This is a genomic window from Bacillus sp. FSL L8-0152, assembly GCF_038006365.1.
GTDB classification, from domain to species: Bacteria; Bacillota; Bacilli; order Bacillales; family Bacillaceae_G; genus Bacillus_A; species Bacillus_A cereus.
Window position 1 is genome coordinate 2,134,483 of sequence record NZ_JBBOVB010000001.1, and the last position, 19,250, is coordinate 2,153,732.

The window sequence follows — 19,250 nt, forward strand, 5'->3', positions numbered from 1 at the left end:
AATGCGGGCGTGTTACAATAAGTAACTGGGTGAAGATAAAATGACAAAACAAGAAAAGATTCAAAAAACAATTACTTTTGTAAAACATATTTTAGAAAAAGATGCGAGTGGGCATGATTGGTATCATATTGAACGCGTACATAAACTGGCGATTTCTTTATCCGAGCAAGAAGGGGGAAATCGTTTTATAATTGAAATGGCAGCATTACTTCACGATGTGGCAGATGAGAAGTTAAATGAAAGTGAAGAAGAAGGAATGAAAAAAGTTTCTGATTGGTTAGAAGAGTTACATGTGGAAGAAGAGGAAAGTAAACATGTTCTTCATATCATCGCCAATATGTCTTATAAAGGTGGTCATGGCGGTAAAGTGGATTCACTTGAAGGGAAGCTTGTTCAAGATGCGGATCGCTTAGACGCCCTTGGAGCAATTGGAATAGCTCGCACATTTGCGTATGGTGGAGCGAAAGGGAGATTAATGTATGATCCAACTATTACTCCGCGTGAAGTGATGACGAAAGATGAATATAGAAAAAATAACGATCCATCTTTAAATCATTTTTATGAAAAACTTTTGAAATTAAAAGACTTAATGAACACGAACGCAGCAAAACAAGAGGCGGAAGTTCGTCATCGTTATATGGAACAGTTTATTGAACAATTTATGAAAGAGTGGAATGCACAAATATGAAAATGTTAACTGTGGAAAACTTATCAAAATCATATGGAGAAAAACCGTTATTTGATGGATTATCATTTAGTATTGCAGAAGGACACCGTGCCGGAATTATCGGTGTAAACGGAACTGGTAAATCGACGTTATTAAAAATTATTGCAGGGGCAGAAATTCCTGATACAGGTGATATGACTCATTCTCGTGGGTATACAATTAGTTATTTATCACAGCAACCAGAGTTTGATGAACAACTAACAGTGCTAGAGCAAGTCTTCCATGGTGATACTCCTTTAATTCGTCTTCTTCGTGAGTATGAAAAGGCGCTATTACATATCGAAAAAGATCCAAGTAATGAAAAAGTACAGGAACAATTATTTGCAGTGCAGCAACGTATGGATGCAATGAGTGCATGGGAAGCAAATGCAAATGCGAAATCTCTTTTAACGAAATTAGGAATTACGGACTTCACTGCAACTGTTGGAAATTTATCTGGTGGACAGAAAAAACGTATTGCGATGGCGCAATGTTTTATTGAAACACCGGATCTATTAATTTTAGATGAGCCTACGAACCATCTTGATCATGAGACAGTGGAATGGTTAGAGGAATATTTAGCTCGATATAATGGCGCAGTATTACTTGTAACCCATGATCGTTATTTCTTAGATCGTGTGACGAATCGTATTTTCGAATTAGATAATGGGAAACTGTATAGTTATGAAGGGAATTACAGTACGTTTTTAGAAGCGAAAGCACTTCGTGAAGAACAAGAAATTGCGCAAGAATCAAAACGTCAAAACTTATATCGCCGCGAACTAGCATGGATCCGCCGCGGTGCAAAAGCCCGTTCAACAAAGCAAAAGGCACGTATTCAACGATTTGATGAGCTAAAGGGCCAAGAAGGGCCAGCTGCAAAACAGTCAGTTGATATTGCACTTAGCGGTAGCCGTCTTGGGAAAAAAGTACTTGAGTTAAAAGATGTGACGAAAAAATTTGGTGATAAAACGGTATTAAACAACTTTAATCATATCGTGAAACCAGGCGATCGCATCGGAATTATTGGAGCGAATGGAAGCGGGAAATCTTCCCTATTAAATATGCTTGCAGGTAAGTTATCTCCTGATAGTGGTGAAATTGAAGTTGGGCAAACTGTAAAAGTTGCTTATTATACGCAAGAAAATGAAGAGATGAATTTAAATCAGCGTATGATTGAATACATTAAAGAGATTGCAGAAGTTATTCATACAACAGATGGAAAAGTAATTGGTGCATCTCAAATGTTAGAACGTTTCTTATTCCCGACTCATTCACATGGTACACCGCTTGGTAAACTATCTGGTGGTGAAAGAAGACGTTTATATTTATTACGTATTTTAATGGGAGAACCAAACGTACTTTTACTTGATGAACCTACGAATGATCTAGATACACAAACATTAACAGTACTAGAAGATTATTTAGAAGATTTCCCAGGTGTCGTTTTAACTGTATCGCATGACCGTTACTTCTTAGATAAAGTAGTAGATGAACTGTTCATCTTTACTGGCGGAGGCGAAGTGCGTGAGTTCCTAGGTAGTTATACAGATTATTTAGAAATGGAAAAAACGAGAGAACTTATGGAGAAAGCGGAAGTTCAAAAAGAGAAAAAAGTAGTAGAAGAAGCTCCAAAACAACAACGTAAACGTAAACTTTCATACAATGAGCAGCGTGAATGGGAAACGATTGAAGATACAATTGCCGAACTTGAAGAAAAAATTGAGTCAATTGGAGAAGAACTTGCGAAAGTTGGATCTGACTTCACAAAGGCACAAGAATTATCTGAAGCACAGCAGAAAACAGAAGAAGAGCTAGAAAAAAAGATGGAAAGATGGAGTGAACTATCAGACATCGTTGAAGGATTAAAATAAAAACAAGCTGCATATATTGAAAAGTAAAGAGAAAAACTTTACACTATTGGTAGAACCTATTTTAGGAGGGAAAAAATGAGAACATCTAATCCAATGTTGAAAAAAGAGGCATTCCGTAAAGAGGGAGCAAGCGCTTCTGCGATGACGATTGGCGGAACAGTAGGCAAAACGTTCATTATGCTTATCTTGCTACTTGCAACGTCTGTCTATTCATACATACAGATGATGCAGGGGACGATGAAGATGCCAGTATTAATTGGTGCTTTAATCGTTGCGGCAATCATCGCATTTGCGTCTATGTTCTTCCCGCGTATTTCACCTTTTGGTGCACCAATCTATGCGGCGGTAGAAGGGGTTGTGTTAGGAAGTATTTCAGCAGTTTATACAATGAAATTTGGCGATTCTATCGTTTTAAATGCTGTATTACTAACAATCTCAATTCTATTTGCAATGTTAGTGTTATATGCAACACGCGTAGTAAAAGTAACGGATAAATTCCGTACAGGCGTTATGGCAGCAACACTCGGAATTATGGTTATGTATTTAGTCGTATTCCTACTAAATATGTTTGGTGTAACTGTTCCATACATTCACCAAGGTGGTACAATCGGTATTATTATTAGTGCAGTTGTTATTGTAGTTGCTGCATTAAACTTATTACTAGATTTCGATTTAATCGAAAATGGTGTACGTAGTCAAGCTCCGAAATATATGGAGTGGTACACTGCAATGGGACTAATGCTTACATTAGTTTGGTTATACTTAGAAATTCTTCGTTTCGTTTCTTACTTTACGAAAAATGACTAATAAAAAAACCTGCATGAAAAATGCAGGTTTTTTTTATTTTCAAAGATATATTGAACGTATGGCATAATATGGATGTTATCAACTTGAATTGAAGGAGATGGAATATGATGAAAGAGAAGAAGGGGATTATGAAAAAACTATTTTCTAAAAGTTTTTTCATAGAACTAGATGAAGCTTTAACGTATCCATCATCTGAAGTTATTACTTCAGCGATTGAAGGATATGCAACTGAATGCAATGAAAGACTAAAATTTGAGAGTAAAGTTAAACCGATTACTTTTTACTTAGAAAATGTAATGTACCGTGCTGAAATAAAGATGGCTCGCGGAGGATATTACATATCTTGTACTGAAGTGTAATAAATTTTGAAACCATACATGTTTGAACTATGTATGGTTTCTTTTTTTGTTTTGTAAGGTCTAAAATAATACTTTTTACTTACGGATATATCATTTTGTGCTTTTTACTATTCAAATACTTCTCCTTACAATGAAGAAAAATATGTGAGGTGGTATAACTTATGATGAATCGAGTTGTATTAATCGGTAGATTGACAAAGGAGCCAGAATTATACTACACAAAACAAGGCGTTGCTTATGCAAGAATATGTATTGCGGTGAATAGAGGATTTCGAAATAGTTTAGGTGAACAACAAGTCGATTTTATTAATTGTGTCGTTTGGCGAAAATCGGCTGAGAATGTAACTGAATATTGTAAGAAGGGATCACTTGTTGGGATTACAGGGCGTATTCAGACGAGTAATTACGATGATGAACAAGGCAAGAGAATATATAGAACTGAAGTTGTGATTGAGAGTATTACCTTTTTGGAGAGAAGGCGGGAGGGGGCATCGTAATAAAAGGTGATTTTAAGTAATAGCTACGGAAAAAATTGTGGAAAGTATTTTAATAAACTTAAAGAAGGAGTACCGCCAGCTTTTTTTTGGAAAACAAGTAAAGAGTATACAAAATTTTATTACGTTTTTCGGCTAATCCAGTAACAATCGAGAACCGTAAAACCCATGCCAGGATAGGAATGTATAAAAAGAAGAATCGAGTGATAGAAAATAAAAAAGGGGATCCTTTCTGAGAGTAAGGAATCCCCCTTTTATTGTTTCTTGCAAGTGAATTATTTAAATTCTTGTCTATATAATTTAAACGAATAAATAGCTCCAACGAAGAATACAAAGGCTTCAAATAATATAAAGATTTGACGGAAATTCTCAATATCTTTACCAACTAAAGAAATAAATATGCAATTCATTAGAATTTGAGTAGTAAACATACAAGAAATAATTTTAAAATAAATAGGAGTTGTTCTTTCATCTGGTTTACCAATTTTTTTGTAAATAATAATAAGTGTAATTACTGAACCCAAAAATAGAAGTGCTGTAAGTCCTACAACGATATTGAAATTTCCTGTACTTTCTAACATCCATTTATTTAATAAATCAATCATTATTATCTTCCTTTCCTACATAAGAGAATATTTCGTTCTTCTTTTTCACTATAATAAAAAAAGAAAAAGGAAAACATCGAACTTTCTTACAAATACTCGTGTATTCTTACAGTTTTGTCATTTTGCAAATGTATTCATCGCCTTGTCTTTCAATATTTTCTTTGGAAAACATAGTGAATTACGAGAAAGAGCGCTACAAGATCAACTTCCGAGAACGAAAAATATGTAAATAAGCTGTCTATATGGACAGCTTATTATATTTTTTTGCTTAGCGTGTGTTTTTTTTTAATACTGGCGGTACCTCAAGAAATGGATAAAAAATAAAAAGCATCGGAAACGAAAGCTTTTAAAACCTCATTCCTAATTTGAAATGTAAAAAGAATGAAATAGTATGGTAATGGGAAGAAAGTAGTAAAATTAAGCATCCGAGTAGGAGTATAGAGTGATAACATGTTACAATACAGCTAAGAACACGCAATAAAGGAGAGTTTTTTACGTGAAGATTAAAGCAATTGAACCGACGCCAAGTCCAAATACAATGAAAGTTATTTTGAATGAAGTATTACCATCAGGAGCGCGTAATAATTATACAAATGAAAATAAAGAACAAGCACCAATGCAAGTGCAAGAAATTTTGAAAATTGAAGGCATTAAAGGTGTGTATCATGTAGCTGACTTTTTAGCAGTCGAGCGAAATGCAAAGTATGACTGGAAAGTATTATTACAACAAGTTCGTGCTGTTTTTGGCGAAGAAGTAGTGGAAGAAAGTGAAGAACAACAACTGTCTCATTTTGGAGAAGTGAAAGTGTTTGTTCAAATGTTCTTTACAATTCCAATGCAAGTAAAGTTAACAGATGGAACATCGGAAGAACGCGTTGGCTTACCAGATCGTTTCAAAGAATCAATCATGAAAGTACAAATGTCTGCACCAAACGTTGTAAAAGAGCGTAAATGGGTAGAACAAAGTACACGTTACGGTAATTTTGAAGAAATCGGGAAAGAAGTAGTAGAAGAGATTGTTGCTGCTTATTCAGAAGAACGTGTAAATGAAACGGTTAAAGAATTATTAAATCAAGCAGGTGCTGTTGAAGTAACGATTCAAAAGCGTGAGCCATATAAAGTAACAGAAGAGATGATGAAAGATTCTGACTGGAAAAACCGTTTTGCAGCATTAGAACAAATGGATCCTACTGAAGAAGATATTCCAGTGTTGAAGATGGCGTTAGATGATGAAAAAGTTTCAATACGCCGTTTAGCAACAGCGTATTTAGGTATGGTAAAAGGTGATGAAGTATTACCGCTATTATATAAAGCGTTGTTAGATCGCTCTGTAAGTGTTCGTCGTACTGCAGGAGATTGTTTATCAGATGTAGGTGATCCGGCAGCGATGTTCGTTATGATTAAATCTCTGAAAGATCCAAGTAAATTAGTACGCTGGCGTGCAGCGATGTTCTTATTTGAACTTGGAGATGAAAGTGCGATTCCAGCATTAAAAGCAGCGCAAGATGATCCAGAGTTTGAAGTAGCGATGCAAGCACGTCTAGCATTAGAGCGTATTGAAGGCGGAGAAGAAGCAAAAGGTTCTGTATGGAAACAAATGACGGAGTCTCGTAAAGGGGAATAATGTATGATTGTTTTCTATGATAGTTGGTGTCCGATGTGTACGGCCGTTGCAGAACGTACGAAAAAATTAGATAAAAAGGGTAAGATGAAATTTGTTTCATTTCGAAATGAAGATGTAGTTGAGAAATATAAGCTTTCTCAAGAACTACAAAGTAAGATGGAACAAAGACTGTATATTTTTAAAAATAATAAGTGGTATGACGGCATTCAGAGCATAGATGTATTAGCAAAGGCCGTTCCATCTTATTGGTTTGCCGTTCCTTTTATAAAGCTATCCATCGTACTTGGTTTTGGAAGTAAAGTATACGATTATATCGCTAATAATAGAAAACTTGTTCCAGTGGGACATTGCCGCGGTGGGGTTTGTGAAATCCCTACAAAAAAATGAAATCATCGTTATCTTTCTTTTGCACCTATTAATAGAGCGTGATATGATGAATTTGGAATGAAAGTTGAAGGAGAGATTACAAGATGTCAAATGCTTATGAAGAATACATGCGCCAAATGGTAATCCCAATGCGCCAAGAGTTAGTGCGTTCTGGGTTTGAAGAGTTAACTACAGAAGAAGCTGTAACAGAATTTATGGAAAATACATTAGGTACAACTTTAGTAGTTGTAAACTCTGTTTGTGGTTGTGCAGCTGGTTTAGCACGTCCATCAGCAGGTCAAGCGGTTGTTCGTGCTGAAAAACAACCTGATCATCTTGTAACTGTATTCGCAGGTCAAGATAAAGATGCTACTGCAAAAATGCGTGAATACTTCGGAGAAATTCCTCCATCTTCACCATCTATGGCATTATTAAAAGGAAAAGAAGTTGTTCACTTCATTCACCGTCATGAAATTGAAGGTGCAACTATGGACGAAATTATTACGAACTTAGAGCAAGCTTTCGAAAAGAATTGCTAAAAGAAGGGGGAGAGTAAATCTCCCTCTTTTCTTTATATAGAGGTGAAAGAATGATAGTAACAACAGCAGGAAGAACGAACAAAGAAATGACAGATTATGCAAACAAGGTAGCAGCAGAATTAAATGCTTCTTTCGTTAAACGTAATGACATACCAGTACATAAGCTGCATGAACAGTATGAACAAGATGTACTTGTCGTAGGAAAGAACCGATTAGCTATTTATCCGAAAGGTACGGAAGAATCATTTTTCTTTCATCCGAACTCAGCGATGTTTCGTGTGAAAAGGTTAATGCGTGGAGAGCACGATCCGTTTGTACAAGCTGCTAAATTAGAGAGCGGAATGAGAGTGTTAGATTGTACGCTTGGTATGGCATCAGATAGTGTTGTAGCTAGTTATGTTGTTGGTGAAAGTGGAACAGTAACAGGACTTGAAGGCAATGAATATATGGCTTATATTATGGAAAATGGTTTGAAAACATGGTATTCATCTGTTTCTGAAATCGATGAAGCAATGCAAAGAATCCAAGTAAAGCAAACGGAGCATTTTTCATTTTTAGCGCAATGTGAAGACAATAGTTATGATGTCGTTTACCTTGATCCGATGTTTGAAGAAACTGTCATAGAATCCGATGGAATTAAAGGATTAAAACACTTCGCTTTGTATCATGATATTACTGACGAAACAATTGCGGAGGCAAAACGAGTGGCGAGAAAACGTGTTGTTTTAAAAGATCATTTTCGTAGTTCTAGATTTGAAAAACACAATTTTCATGTATACAAAAGAAAAAGTGCTAAGTTTCATTTTGGTGTAATTGACCCTTGCTAATTGTTTGAAAAGATGTATAATAAGCAATAATTAATTAAATATACTGTCTGTGATGAAGAGAGTAGTCTTTTTTAGAAGGAAAGCGAGCTAGGGATGGTGTGAGCCTAGTACGGAAGAAAAAGATGAAGCGCACTTCGGAGATGCTTCTTGAACGAATAGTAGAGAAAGCCGAGGCCCCCCTGTCCTCGTTATAAACGGGAAAGTGGTTCGTAACGAACAACAAGGGTGGTACCACGGGTTAAAACTCGTCTCTTTTTTAGAGACGAGTTTTTTGTGTTTTAAAAAATAAGGAGGTTGTATCATGGATTATAAAATGCAGTTTGCGGAAAGTTTATCTAATATTTTCACGAATGAATTAACGCAAAAACAAATTTTAGATTTAATTGAAACACCGAAACAAGATGAATTTGGAGATGCAGCGTTCCCATGTTTTTCATTAGCGAAGCAATATAAAAAAGCACCAGCTCTTATCGCAAAGGAAGTTGCTGAGAAATTAAATGATCCGTTTTTTACGAAAGTAGAAGCCGTTGGTCCGTATGTAAATGTATTTTTCAATCGTGAAACTGTAAGTGATGCAGTATTAAAAACAGTTTTAGCGGAGAAAGAAGAGTTCGGTCAAAACCACTTTGGCTGTGAAAAAACAGTAGTAATTGATTATTCCTCTCCTAATATCGCGAAACCTTTTTCGATGGGGCATTTACGTTCTACAATGATAGGAAATTCGCTGAAACATATCGCTGAAAAATGTGGCTATGAAGTTGTAGGGATTAATTATATAGGAGATTGGGGAACACAGTTTGGAAAGTTAATTACGGCTTATAAAAAATGGGGAAATGAAGCAGTAGTTAAAGAAGATCCAATACGTGAGCTATTTAAGTTATATGTCCAATTCCATGAAGAGGTAAAAGACGACGAAGAACTAGAAGAAGAAGGACGTGCTTGGTTTAAGAAATTAGAAGAAGGTGATGAAGAAGCGGTAGAGCTTTGGAATTGGTTCCGTCATGAGTCCCTTAAAGAATTTTCGCGCATTTATGAACTTCTCGGCGTAGAATTTACTAATTTTCAGGGAGAAGCATTTTATAATAATTTAATGGAAGATTTTATTGGGATTTTAGAAGAAAATGAGTTGCTTGAAGAATCAGAAGGTGCATTAGTCGTTAATTTAGAAGAAGAAGGAATGCCGCCTTGCTTAATTAGAAAATCAGATGGTGCGACGATTTATGCAACGCGTGACTTAACGGCAGCTTTATATCGTCAAAACACTTATGGGTTTGATAAAGCGCTATATGTTGTTGGTCCAGAACAAAGCTTACATTTCAATCAATTTTTCACCGTATTAAAAAAACTTGGCTATACTTGGGTTGATGGTATGGAACACGTACCGTTTGGCTTCATTTTAAAAGATGGTAAGAAAATGTCGACACGTAAAGGAAGAGTTATTTTACTTGAAGAAGTACTCGAAGAAGCAATCGAACTTGCAAAACAAAATATTGAAGAGAAAAATCCAAACTTAAAACAAAAAGAAGTAGTAGCAAAGCAAGTCGGTGTTGGTGCAATCATCTTCCACGATTTAAAAAATGAGCGTATGCACAATATTGAATTCTCATTAGAAAACATGCTGAAATTTGAAGGAGAAACAGGCCCTTACGTACAGTACACACATGCACGTGCTTGCTCTATTTTAAGAAAAGAAAGTGTAGAATTTGAAACATGTACGTTTGCTTTAAAAGACGATCATAGCTGGAGTGTCGTAAAATTACTAAACAAATTCCCACAAGTAATTGAAGCAGCTTTCAATAAAAATGAGCCATCGATTATTTCGAAATATGTATTAGATGTAGCACAATCGTTCAATAAATATTACGGTAATGTTCGTATATTAGAAGAGAGTGAAGAAAAAGACAGCAGACTCGCATTGGTTTATGCTGTGACGGTTGTATTAAAAGAAGGATTACGTTTACTTGGGGTGGAGGCTCCTGAGGAGATGTAGCATAAAAGGTGTATGTATCATTACAGATATGTATGCCTTTTTATTTGGTATAGGAGTCATGTAAGCAGTAATCTCACCTTATTAAAACCAATTTCTTGGGTAATTGTTAAAAATGTAGGAATGTTTTGTTAAATGGAGAATTGTAAGGGGTGTATATAAAAGGAGGCGTTAGAGGTTGGAAACATACGATTGGAACAGTAAACTAGCGTATTTAAAAAATACGAGAGATTTATATTACAATAGCGATTATGTAAGTTTTCTAGTGAATTCAGTTTGGAAGATTTCTGAGCCAGTCCATGTTGTTGATTATGGTTGTGGATATGGTTATTTAGGCTTATTATTAATGCCTTTACTTCCAGAAGGATCAAAGTATACAGGCATTGATAGTGGAGAAACATTATTAGCTGAAGCGAGAGAGTTGTTTCGTTCACTTCCGTACGAGTCAGAATTTCTGGAGGGAGATGCTATAGAAATTGAATTGAACGATACATACGATATAGCAATTTGTCATGCCTTCTTATTACATATGAGTTCACCAAAAACGATACTACAAAAAATGACTCATTCAGTTAAAAGTGGCGGGAAAATAATCTGTTTTGAACCACATTGGATATCAAATATGTCTTCATACACTTTGGATGGAGAGAACCAATCGGAAATTATCCAGCTAGGCATTTTGCAGAATTTATTTGAAAGTGACACGCAGAGGAGTGGAAAAGATGGAAATATTGGTATGAAAATACCGATATATTTAAGTGAATTAGGTGTGAAAAATATTGAATGTAGAGTAAGCGATAAAGTGAACTTTTTAGATTCAAATATGCATCACAATGATAAAAACGATTTGTATCAATCATTAAAAGAAGAGGGGATTGCAGGTGATCCGGGTGATAAGCAACAATTTGTAGAATGTTTAATGGCTAGAGGATTAACATATGATGATGCGCTAGCTCAATATGAAGCTGAACTACGATTTTTTAAAATATTTCATGTGCATTCTTCTTTAGTATACGCTCCGAATATGAAAATTACATTTGGTGACATAGTATGTTAAAAGTCATGATATATAAGGATCGTCGTTTAATGTCGATATAATTTGAAAATCGCCGATATATTTGAATTATCGCTGATATAATTTTATGTACTAATTTCAGCTTCTACAAGATTAAAACCGCATGTTACGTTATTCCATATAATTAAACAAAATACGGAGAAAAACAATCATTTTTACTATATTTTGTTATAAATTTGAATAATATTAATTAATACCATTCATTATAAGAGATTTTAGTTGAATACATACTATATGGTGTGTAAAATCTAAGCAAGTAGCAGTATAAATATAAATTCGAGGTGAATGCATGCTAGATTTTAAGCAGTTAGAAACTTGTTTAAAAGACAAGAGATTTGTAGATGGATTACAGGAAATAAATAATGAAATTGCATATATAAAAGAAACGAATACTTTATCCTATGTGAAGAATTGGCTTGCCAATATTACTTCGCATAAGGAGTTCGATATATTAATTCGCCTTACTGATGAAGGGCTTATGCACCAATACAGTTCATTCCTCATTCGTTACGCTTATAAAAAATTCCCAAATATGAGAACGCTCTCTTTATATTGTGATGAGCTAATTGATGAGCGGAAAATTCTTGAAGCAGAGCAGCTGTTAAAAGAAACTTTGGAAGAGAGTAATAAAGAAGAAATAGATGCAGATTTTTTAGCGAAAACATATTTTACGTTAGTACGATGTCTTTTAGAAATGAAAAGAAATGAAGAAGCGCTAATGTATATGCAAAAAGCAGAGGAGTACAGTACGCGCGTAGTGTTTGATAAATGGGGCTACGTTTATATGCATACAGGCGAATGGGAGAAAGCGGAAGAACAATTTATTGCTGGCATGCAGCATGAAGATTGTGAAGAGTTATCTACCTATTTATTATCACAATTGTATGCAAATAAAGGAGAACAAAAACGTGCGATACAGTTAATTGATGATGCGATTGTAAAGTTCCCACAAGTACCATATTTTCATTTTGAGAAGGTAAAGTATTTATTAGATTTAGAGCAATATGAAGAGATGTTAGCGGTAATAGATAACATAAATACTCAGCTGCCATATCATGCCTATAATACTTACTTTGTACATTTACGTGCAGAAGCGCTTTACAAAATGAATAAATTTGCAGATTTACAAAAGCTATTAAAAAAAGAAAAGAGTTTAAAAGAATCTTTATATCATAATTTAGAAAAAAATCCGGATGGAAAAAAGGTTCACTTGCCGATAGTTCCTATTGTACAAAAGGATAATTATTGTGTTCCGACAAGTTTAGAGATGATGTTGCGTATATGGGGAGAGACACGTACACAAGATGAAATAGCAGAGTTTATTTTTGATATGACAGGATCGAAGTTTTCAGATACTGTTTCTTATTTAGAAGAATTAGGTTATGAATATCGTTATTTTAAAGGGAATGAAGAGAATTATAAGAGACTGATTGATGAAGGAATTCCTGTTTTATTAAGTATAGATATTGAGCATGCTTCACACGTACAAGTTCTATCTGGATATGATGATACATTGCAAGCTTTCTATGTTCAAGATCCAAACTTTATAGAACCAGTTCTTGTAGAATATAGTAAATTACAAGAAAAATATCGTTATACAGGCTGTTTAGCAATCACGTTTGTTCCGAAAGAAAAGAAGGCGCAACTAGCGTTTCTAAGTGAGGAAGAAAATCGTTATTTTAAATCTATTTTTTCTCTTACGGATCATTTAGATGAACATGACAAAGAGGGAATTAGTAACTTAGTACAATTTTTAAAAGAAACGAGCGATAATCCAAATACGTGGCTATATACGATAAAGCACTTAGATGTTGAAGTAGATAAAGAATTTATTTTATATTGTATCGATAAGTTAATGGAAAAGTTTCCGAACTCGGACTTTGTTAAATTGCATGGTGCACAGTGTTTTATTCGTCTTCAGGAAGTAGAGAAAGCGGAGCAAATGCTGACAAGCGTTGAGAAGAAAAATAATCGTGCATTATATCATTTGATAAATGGAAGATATGCTTTTGAGCAGGAAAGTTATATAGAAGCAATTTCAAGCTTTCGTTCATCGTTACAATTAGACGCAGATCAGCCTATTGCTTGGAGTTTTCTCGCTTTATCCTATATGTATATTGATCAATCTGAAAAAGCATTGCAATACTCTCAAGTTGCGTTAGAGCGCAGTCCTGAAAGGTTCACTTTAACGAATCACGGTTTAATATTAATAGATTTAGAAAGATATGAAGAAGCATATGAAATCTTTAATGACTTGTTAAAAGAGTATAAATATGAAGCACATGTATGGTATGAACGAGCGAGATGTGCACATCAACTAGGAAAATTATATTTAGCAATAAAAGGGCTTAAAGTAGCGATTCATTTGGATAGTAATGCACCTTACATTTATACGAAACTTTCGGAAATATACGAATCTGATTTGAAGGATGAGGAAAGTACGAAAGAAATTTTATTAAACGGTATTGAGAATTGTGATGATAAAGCACCTCTTTACGTAAAATTAGGTGACTATCATTTTCAAAATGATAGCTTGGAAGAAGCAGAAGTATTGTATAAGCGTGCTTTAGAAGAAAACGATGAGGATGTTTATTCTCACTTCGGACTTACACAAGTGTATATGGCAAGAGAACAATACAAGGAAGCAAAAGAATACATTCTTGGTCTTGAGAAGCAAATTGAAAAGAGCCAAGATTTCCTCATGAATGCAGGAATGGTTTTATGGGATGCTGAACTTGAACTTGGTGGAAATGAAGAAGGGTTTAAAGTAGCGCTATCTAAGTTAGAAAATGGTATAAAGAAAAGCGATTATAATGTAGCAAGTGCGTTAGATGAATATGTGAATCGAATTAAAGGAACGGAATTTGTACAACGAGGTATAGCGTTTTTAAGAACGTTACACAAAGAAAGTAATGAAGTAAGTGAGTACGGTTGTTATGCAGGTATTTTATATGAATCTATTGGACAGTACGGCCAAGCGATGAAAAGATATAATAAGGCGATAGAACAAAAGGAAACGGCATTACCGTATTACCGAATTGGTGAAACACTTATGGCATTAGGGCAATTGACGGAAGCAAAACAAGCGTATGAAACATGTTTAGAGCTTGATGGGAATTTCGTAGGTGTACATTTACAGCTTGCGGAAATATACGAAAAAGAAGAAAACCGTTCTAAAGAACAAAGTCATATGGTTCAGGCGATGAAGGAAGAGCCGTTGCATATTAATATGGAATATTTGGCACAGCTTTCAGTAGATATGAATCTTCAGGAAGAATTGCTGACTGAACTAGAACAATTAGAGGAAGAAGTACCTGAAATATGGCGTTTAGATGCGATTGCATATGTGTACGGAGCGATGAATGAAATAGATAAAGAACAAGCACAGATTGAATACGCGCTACAATTAGATGGTGAGCATATAGAAGTTCTATATCATTATGCAAAAGTATTAGTGAAAAAAAGAAATGTAAAAGCAATTGAAGTTGCAATGAAAGTAATACAAAAAGATTTTGATAATGAACGTATATTTGATGTTTATGTAAAAGCAGTAGAGCAACATAAAAAATTGTCTAACATACGAGATTTTCTTCATACGTTAAAGGTGAAAAAAGCAGAAAGAAGTACAGCATTCATGTATGCTGCAGCTGCGGTTACGGAAATATGGATTGAACGCCAGCTGCATGAACAGCCGAAACGATCTATCATTACGAGAGCTTTTTATCGTATGAAAAATCGTGCGAAAGAAATTTCAATGGTTACTATGATAATTGATTTATATGAAATCTCTTTAAAGTTAAATCCGAAAAATAGTATGGCAGCACAGCGATTTGCGCTATTTTATGAGAATTTAGAGATGAATAAAGAAGCAATAGAGATTCTGCACACGTCACTAGAAAATAGATGGGATTATGAAGTAGCGAAGCAACTTGTAAATCTTTTCGTTGAGTGCGAGGAAGAAGATATGTTAAGAGATGCTTTGGAATTAACGAAGCAAATGGTTCGAGAACTACCAGATGATTATGATACACTTCTTCTGCAAGCACAAGTATTCTTTAAAGCAGGGGAAGAAAGAAAAGCAGAAAAGATGACCTTACAATTAACGGAGCAAACACCGTTCGTAAGTAGAGCATTTCTTGCTTTAGGAGAAATGTATCAAAGTCAAGAAAGGTTTGAAGAGGCAATTCATGTATTAGAAAATGCTTCTATACATCATCCAAATGAAACAGCAATTCTCCTTTCTTTAGCGTCTTCATATCATGGTGCCGGCCAAACACTAAAGGCAGAAAAAATAGCAAATGAAGTATTAACAATGGATGCAAGTGATTTGTTAGCAAGATATGATCGTGCTTGTTATTTAGCACAGTTAAATAGAAATGAAGAGGCGAAGAAAGAGCTTGAAATTGTCCTTCGTGAGGATGAATCGGGATTCTTTGCTGAACTTATTGAGGATGATGAAAATTTAGCAGCATTGCGAGAATTTGAAAAGTAATTGTATAAGAATAGGGGAAAAGATAAGGATATATTTTGAATTAGTTGACAATTAGTTGTCAAATGGCATAAAATAACTTTTAACAAAGTATACAAATCTGAAGACGAGAAAGAGTAAAATAGTGAACTGTTCTCCAGAGAGCCGGTATATTGCTGAAAGCCGGTGGGCAGACGTTATTTGAAAATCATCTCCGAGGAGCCGAGGCTGAAAGTGAGTAAGCCCGGACGGATGTCTACCGTTACAAAGAACACGTATGATAGTACGTTGCTAAGCGCTATTAGTGAAAAAGCTAATAGAATTAGGGTGGTAACGCGGGTAAACCCGTCCCTACTTCATAGGGACGGGTTTTTTGTGTGCTTTTAAAACATTCAAAGGAGTGATTGTAGATGAAGAAAGTAGATGTAAAAGAGTCAGCTGTAGGGAGAGAAACACGTATTCGTAAGCAGTGGAACGAACAAAGCATTTTTGAACAATCAATTCAGAATCGAGAAGGCGCGCAATCGTTTGTGTTTTATGAAGGACCACCAACGGCGAACGGTTTACCACACGTCGGCCATGCACTTGGTCGGGCAATTAAAGATTTAGTAGCAAGATATAAAACGATGGCTGGTTATAAAGTAGTAAGAAAAGCAGGATGGGATACACATGGTTTACCTGTAGAACTAGGTGTTGAGAAGCAACTTGGTATTTCTGGTAAACATGAGATCGAAGAATATGGCATTGAACCATTTATTCAAAAGTGTAAAGAGAGTGTTTTCACATATGAAAAGCAGTGGCGTGAATTCACTGAAAGTATTGGTTATTGGGTAGATATGGATGATCCATATGTAACTTTAAAGAATCCATATATCGAAAGTGTATGGCATATTTTGGGGACAATCCATGAAAAAGGATTGTTATATAAAGGACATAGAGTTTCACCATACTGTCCAAGCTGCCAAACCTCATTGAGCTCACATGAGGTTGCACAAGGGTATAAAACAGTAAAAGATTTAAGTGCAACTGTGAAGTTTAAAGTGAAAGATAGTGAAAATGAGTATTTCTTAGGCTGGACAACAACGCCTTGGACACTTCCAGCAAACGTAGCGCTTGCTGTACATCCAAATATGGAATATGTTAAAGCAAAACAAGAAGGTCATGTATACATTGTTGCGAAAGAACGTGTACAAGAAGTATTAAAAGAAAACTATGAAGTATTATCTGTTCATAAAGGCGAAGAATTATTAAACACATCTTATACAGCGCCATTTCCGATGAAAGAAGTTACAAATGGTTACCGCGTTATCGCAGCAGAGTTTGTAACGGCAGATAGTGGTACAGGACTTGTTCATATTGCTCCAGCATATGGAGAGGACGATTATAGAGTTGTTCAAAGTGAAGGATTGTCATTCTTGCACGTTGTAGATGAAAAAGGTGAGTATACAGAAGCGGTACCATTTTTGAAAGGTAAATTTGTAAAAGATTGTGACGTTGACATTGTTCGTTATTTAGCGAAAGAAGGTTTACTATATCATAAAGAAAAATATGAACATAGCTATCCACATTGCTGGCGTTGTGATTCACCACTTCTTTATTATGCAGGAGAAAGTTGGTTAATCCGAACAACTGCAATTAAAGATACATTTTTACAAAATAATGATTCAGTTACTTGGTATCCGGATCATATGAAACATGGACGCTTTGGTAAGTTTTTAGAAAATATGGTGGACTGGAATATTAGCCGAAATAGATATTGGGGAACGCCATTAAACGTATGGGAATGTGAAAGTTGTGATCATCAGTTTGCGCCGAAAAGCATTGCCAAATTAAGAAAGCATAGTACGAAAGAAACACCGGAAGATTTAGAATTGCATAAGCCGTATGTAGATGAAGTTCAAGTCTGCTGCGAAAAATGCGGAGGCACAATGAATCGTACACCAGAAGTAATTGATGTTTGGTTTGATAGTGGTTCCATGCCATTTGCACAATATCATTACCCATTTGAAAATAAAGAGTTATTTGAAGAGCAGTTTCCAGCTGATGTTATTGCAGAGGGAATTGATCAAACACGCGGCTGGTTTTATAGTTTATTAGCAGTCTCAGCACTGTATACAGGAAAAGTACCGTATAAACGAGTGTTATCACTAGGGCATGTTTTAGATGAAGAAGGGCAGAAAATGTCTAAAAGTAAAGGGAATGCACTAGATCCAGTTGATTTAGTAGATAAGTTTGGTGCAGATGCGCTAAGATGGGCTTTACTTGTTGATAGTGCTCCGTGGAATGCGAAGCGTTTTTCTGAAAGAACCGTACTGGAAGCGAAATCTAAATTTGTAGATACATTAGTCAATGTGTATAGCTTCTACGTTTTATATGCAAATTTAGATGAGTATAATCCGAAAGAAACGTATGATGTAAAGCTTACAAAATTAGACGAATGGGTATTATCAAGATTGCATAGTACAACGAAAAAAGTGAGAACAGCACTTGATGATTATCAATTTACGAATGCAGCTCGTGAAATTGCAGTACTTGTAGATGAAGTGAGTAACTGGTATGTAAGACGCTCACGTAATCGTTTCTGGGAATCTGGTATGAACGCTGAAAAAGCTGCTGCGTATGAGACACTTCATGAAGTACTTGTAACAATTAGTAAATTAATTGCACCATTCACACCGTTTGTCGCGGAAGACATTCATCTTAATTTAGAAGGAAGTAGCGTTCATTTAGCTGATTATCCAGTTGTAAATGAATCACTACTTCAGCCGAAATTAGAAGCGGAAATGGATGCTGTTTTACAAGTTGTTGAACTTGGAAGAAGTAACCGTAATCAGCATTCTTTAAAAGTAAAACAGCCGCTAGCAGAACTTGTATTACTTGAGCATAACGAGAATGATATGGATTGGGAATCTTATCGTGATATCGTTATGGATGAGTTAAATGTAAAAGCGTTCCATGTTGAACTCGATGAAACAAAATACACATCATATCAATTGAAGCTTAATTTTAAAACAGCGGGGCCGAAATTCGGTAAAAATGTGAATGCAGTGAATGGTTGGCTAAAACAATTATCACAAGAAGAAGTACAAAACTTTGTATCAACAGAAAGAGCAGTTTACGAAGCAACACCAGGAGAAGAAGTAGTTGTAACTGCTGAAGATGTGTTAGTTGAGAAAGTTGCAAAATCAGGATTCTCTAACACGACTAACGGACAATATACGGTTATGTTAGATACGAATGTAACGGAAGAATTGTTACAAGAAGGAGTAGCGCGTGAATTCATTCGTGCGGTTCAAGAATATCGTAAACAGTTGAATTTACCAGTTAATTTACGAGTCGATGTTATTCTTGATACAGAAGTAGAGCTACAACGAACGTTAACGAACCATAAAGATTTATTGGAAGAAAACTTACTCGTTAAACAATTTACATTTGGTCACTTAACGAACGAAGACGATGAACTTTCTTTAGGTGAAACAAAACTTAGAATTAAATTAAGTGCAGCTAATTAAAGAAAAA

At 35.3% G+C, this 19,250-nt stretch carries 14 protein-coding genes, 1 pseudogene and 2 other annotated features; of the genes and pseudogenes, 14 read left to right on the forward strand and 1 reads right to left on the reverse strand.

Features of this window, described 5'->3' with window-relative positions:
- The first annotated feature begins 40 nt into the window (after window positions 1–40).
- The 5 genes from MHH27_RS10905 to MHH27_RS10925 all read left to right on the forward strand — a co-directional run bounded on the left by MHH27_RS10905 (window position 41) and on the right by MHH27_RS10925 (window position 4,243).
- Window positions 41–688, forward strand: a complete 648-nt coding sequence (locus MHH27_RS10905; protein ID WP_097911861.1) for an HD domain-containing protein — start codon at window positions 41–43, stop codon at window positions 686–688.
- Window positions 685–2,580 carry an ABC-F family ATP-binding cassette domain-containing protein gene (locus tag MHH27_RS10910; protein WP_000783191.1) on the forward strand — a complete coding sequence of 632 codons (1,896 nt, stop codon included), beginning with the start codon at window positions 685–687 and terminating at the stop codon, window positions 2,578–2,580. The genes MHH27_RS10905 and MHH27_RS10910 overlap by 4 nt, the downstream gene beginning before the upstream one ends.
- Window positions 2,581–2,655: 75 nt before the next feature.
- Window positions 2,656–3,387 carry a Bax inhibitor-1/YccA family protein gene (locus tag MHH27_RS10915; RefSeq protein ID WP_001260655.1) on the forward strand — a complete coding sequence of 244 codons (732 nt, stop codon included), beginning with the start codon at window positions 2,656–2,658 and terminating at the stop codon, window positions 3,385–3,387.
- 104 nt (window positions 3,388–3,491) lie between these two features.
- A complete protein-coding gene (locus MHH27_RS10920) occupies window positions 3,492–3,746 on the forward strand; it encodes a DUF4318 domain-containing protein (protein WP_000975133.1) in 255 nt (84 codons plus the stop codon).
- Between the two features lie 161 nt (window positions 3,747–3,907).
- A complete protein-coding gene (locus MHH27_RS10925; protein ID WP_000982013.1) occupies window positions 3,908–4,243 on the forward strand; it encodes a single-stranded DNA-binding protein in 336 nt (111 codons plus the stop codon).
- A 272-nt stretch (window positions 4,244–4,515) separates the two neighbouring features.
- Here the strand turns inward: MHH27_RS10925 and MHH27_RS10930 are convergent, their stop codons facing one another.
- Window positions 4,516–4,845, reverse strand: a complete 330-nt coding sequence (locus tag MHH27_RS10930; protein WP_097911860.1) for a 6-aminohexanoate hydrolase — start codon at window positions 4,843–4,845, stop codon at window positions 4,516–4,518.
- A 139-nt stretch (window positions 4,846–4,984) separates the two neighbouring features.
- On the opposite strand from MHH27_RS10930, the pseudogene MHH27_RS32010 reads away from it, so the two are divergent.
- The 9 genes and pseudogenes from MHH27_RS32010 to ileS all read left to right on the forward strand — a co-directional run.
- Window positions 4,985–5,059: pseudogene (locus MHH27_RS32010) on the forward strand (transposase); the annotation flags it as partial.
- A gap of 282 nt (window positions 5,060–5,341) precedes the next feature.
- Window positions 5,342–6,469 (forward strand): conserved virulence factor C family protein, encoded by a 1,128-nt coding sequence (locus MHH27_RS10935; protein ID WP_069355503.1) that lies wholly within the window; start codon window positions 5,342–5,344, stop codon window positions 6,467–6,469.
- A gap of 3 nt (window positions 6,470–6,472) precedes the next feature.
- On the forward strand, window positions 6,473–6,856 hold the full coding sequence (locus MHH27_RS10940; RefSeq protein ID WP_000634891.1) for a thiol-disulfide oxidoreductase DCC family protein: 384 nt from the start codon (window positions 6,473–6,475) through the stop codon (window positions 6,854–6,856).
- A gap of 83 nt (window positions 6,857–6,939) precedes the next feature.
- The gene (locus MHH27_RS10945; protein WP_340942506.1) at window positions 6,940–7,374 is read left to right on the forward strand and encodes a BrxA/BrxB family bacilliredoxin; all 435 of its coding nucleotides are present in this window, start codon (window positions 6,940–6,942) and stop codon (window positions 7,372–7,374) included.
- Between the two features lie 50 nt (window positions 7,375–7,424).
- Window positions 7,425–8,201 carry a class I SAM-dependent methyltransferase gene (locus tag MHH27_RS10950; protein ID WP_340942508.1) on the forward strand — a complete coding sequence of 259 codons (777 nt, stop codon included), beginning with the start codon at window positions 7,425–7,427 and terminating at the stop codon, window positions 8,199–8,201.
- Window positions 8,202–8,241: 40 nt separating this feature from the next.
- Window positions 8,242–8,457: a binding site (T-box leader), on the forward strand.
- Between the two features lie 45 nt (window positions 8,458–8,502).
- Window positions 8,503–10,191, forward strand: coding sequence for an arginine--tRNA ligase (gene argS / locus MHH27_RS10955; RefSeq protein WP_340942510.1), 1,689 nt, complete (start codon window positions 8,503–8,505; stop codon window positions 10,189–10,191).
- A gap of 175 nt (window positions 10,192–10,366) precedes the next feature.
- A complete protein-coding gene (locus MHH27_RS10960; RefSeq protein WP_340942513.1) occupies window positions 10,367–11,245 on the forward strand; it encodes a class I SAM-dependent methyltransferase in 879 nt (292 codons plus the stop codon).
- A 307-nt stretch (window positions 11,246–11,552) separates the two neighbouring features.
- Window positions 11,553–15,755 carry a bacteriocin-processing peptidase family protein gene (locus tag MHH27_RS10965; RefSeq protein ID WP_151527464.1) on the forward strand — a complete coding sequence of 1,401 codons (4,203 nt, stop codon included), beginning with the start codon at window positions 11,553–11,555 and terminating at the stop codon, window positions 15,753–15,755.
- Between the two features lie 91 nt (window positions 15,756–15,846).
- Window positions 15,847–16,087: a binding site (T-box leader), on the forward strand.
- Between the two features lie 54 nt (window positions 16,088–16,141).
- A complete protein-coding gene (gene ileS / locus MHH27_RS10970; protein WP_098451708.1) occupies window positions 16,142–19,243 on the forward strand; it encodes an isoleucine--tRNA ligase in 3,102 nt (1,033 codons plus the stop codon).
- The last annotated feature ends 7 nt before the right edge of the window (window positions 19,244–19,250 follow it).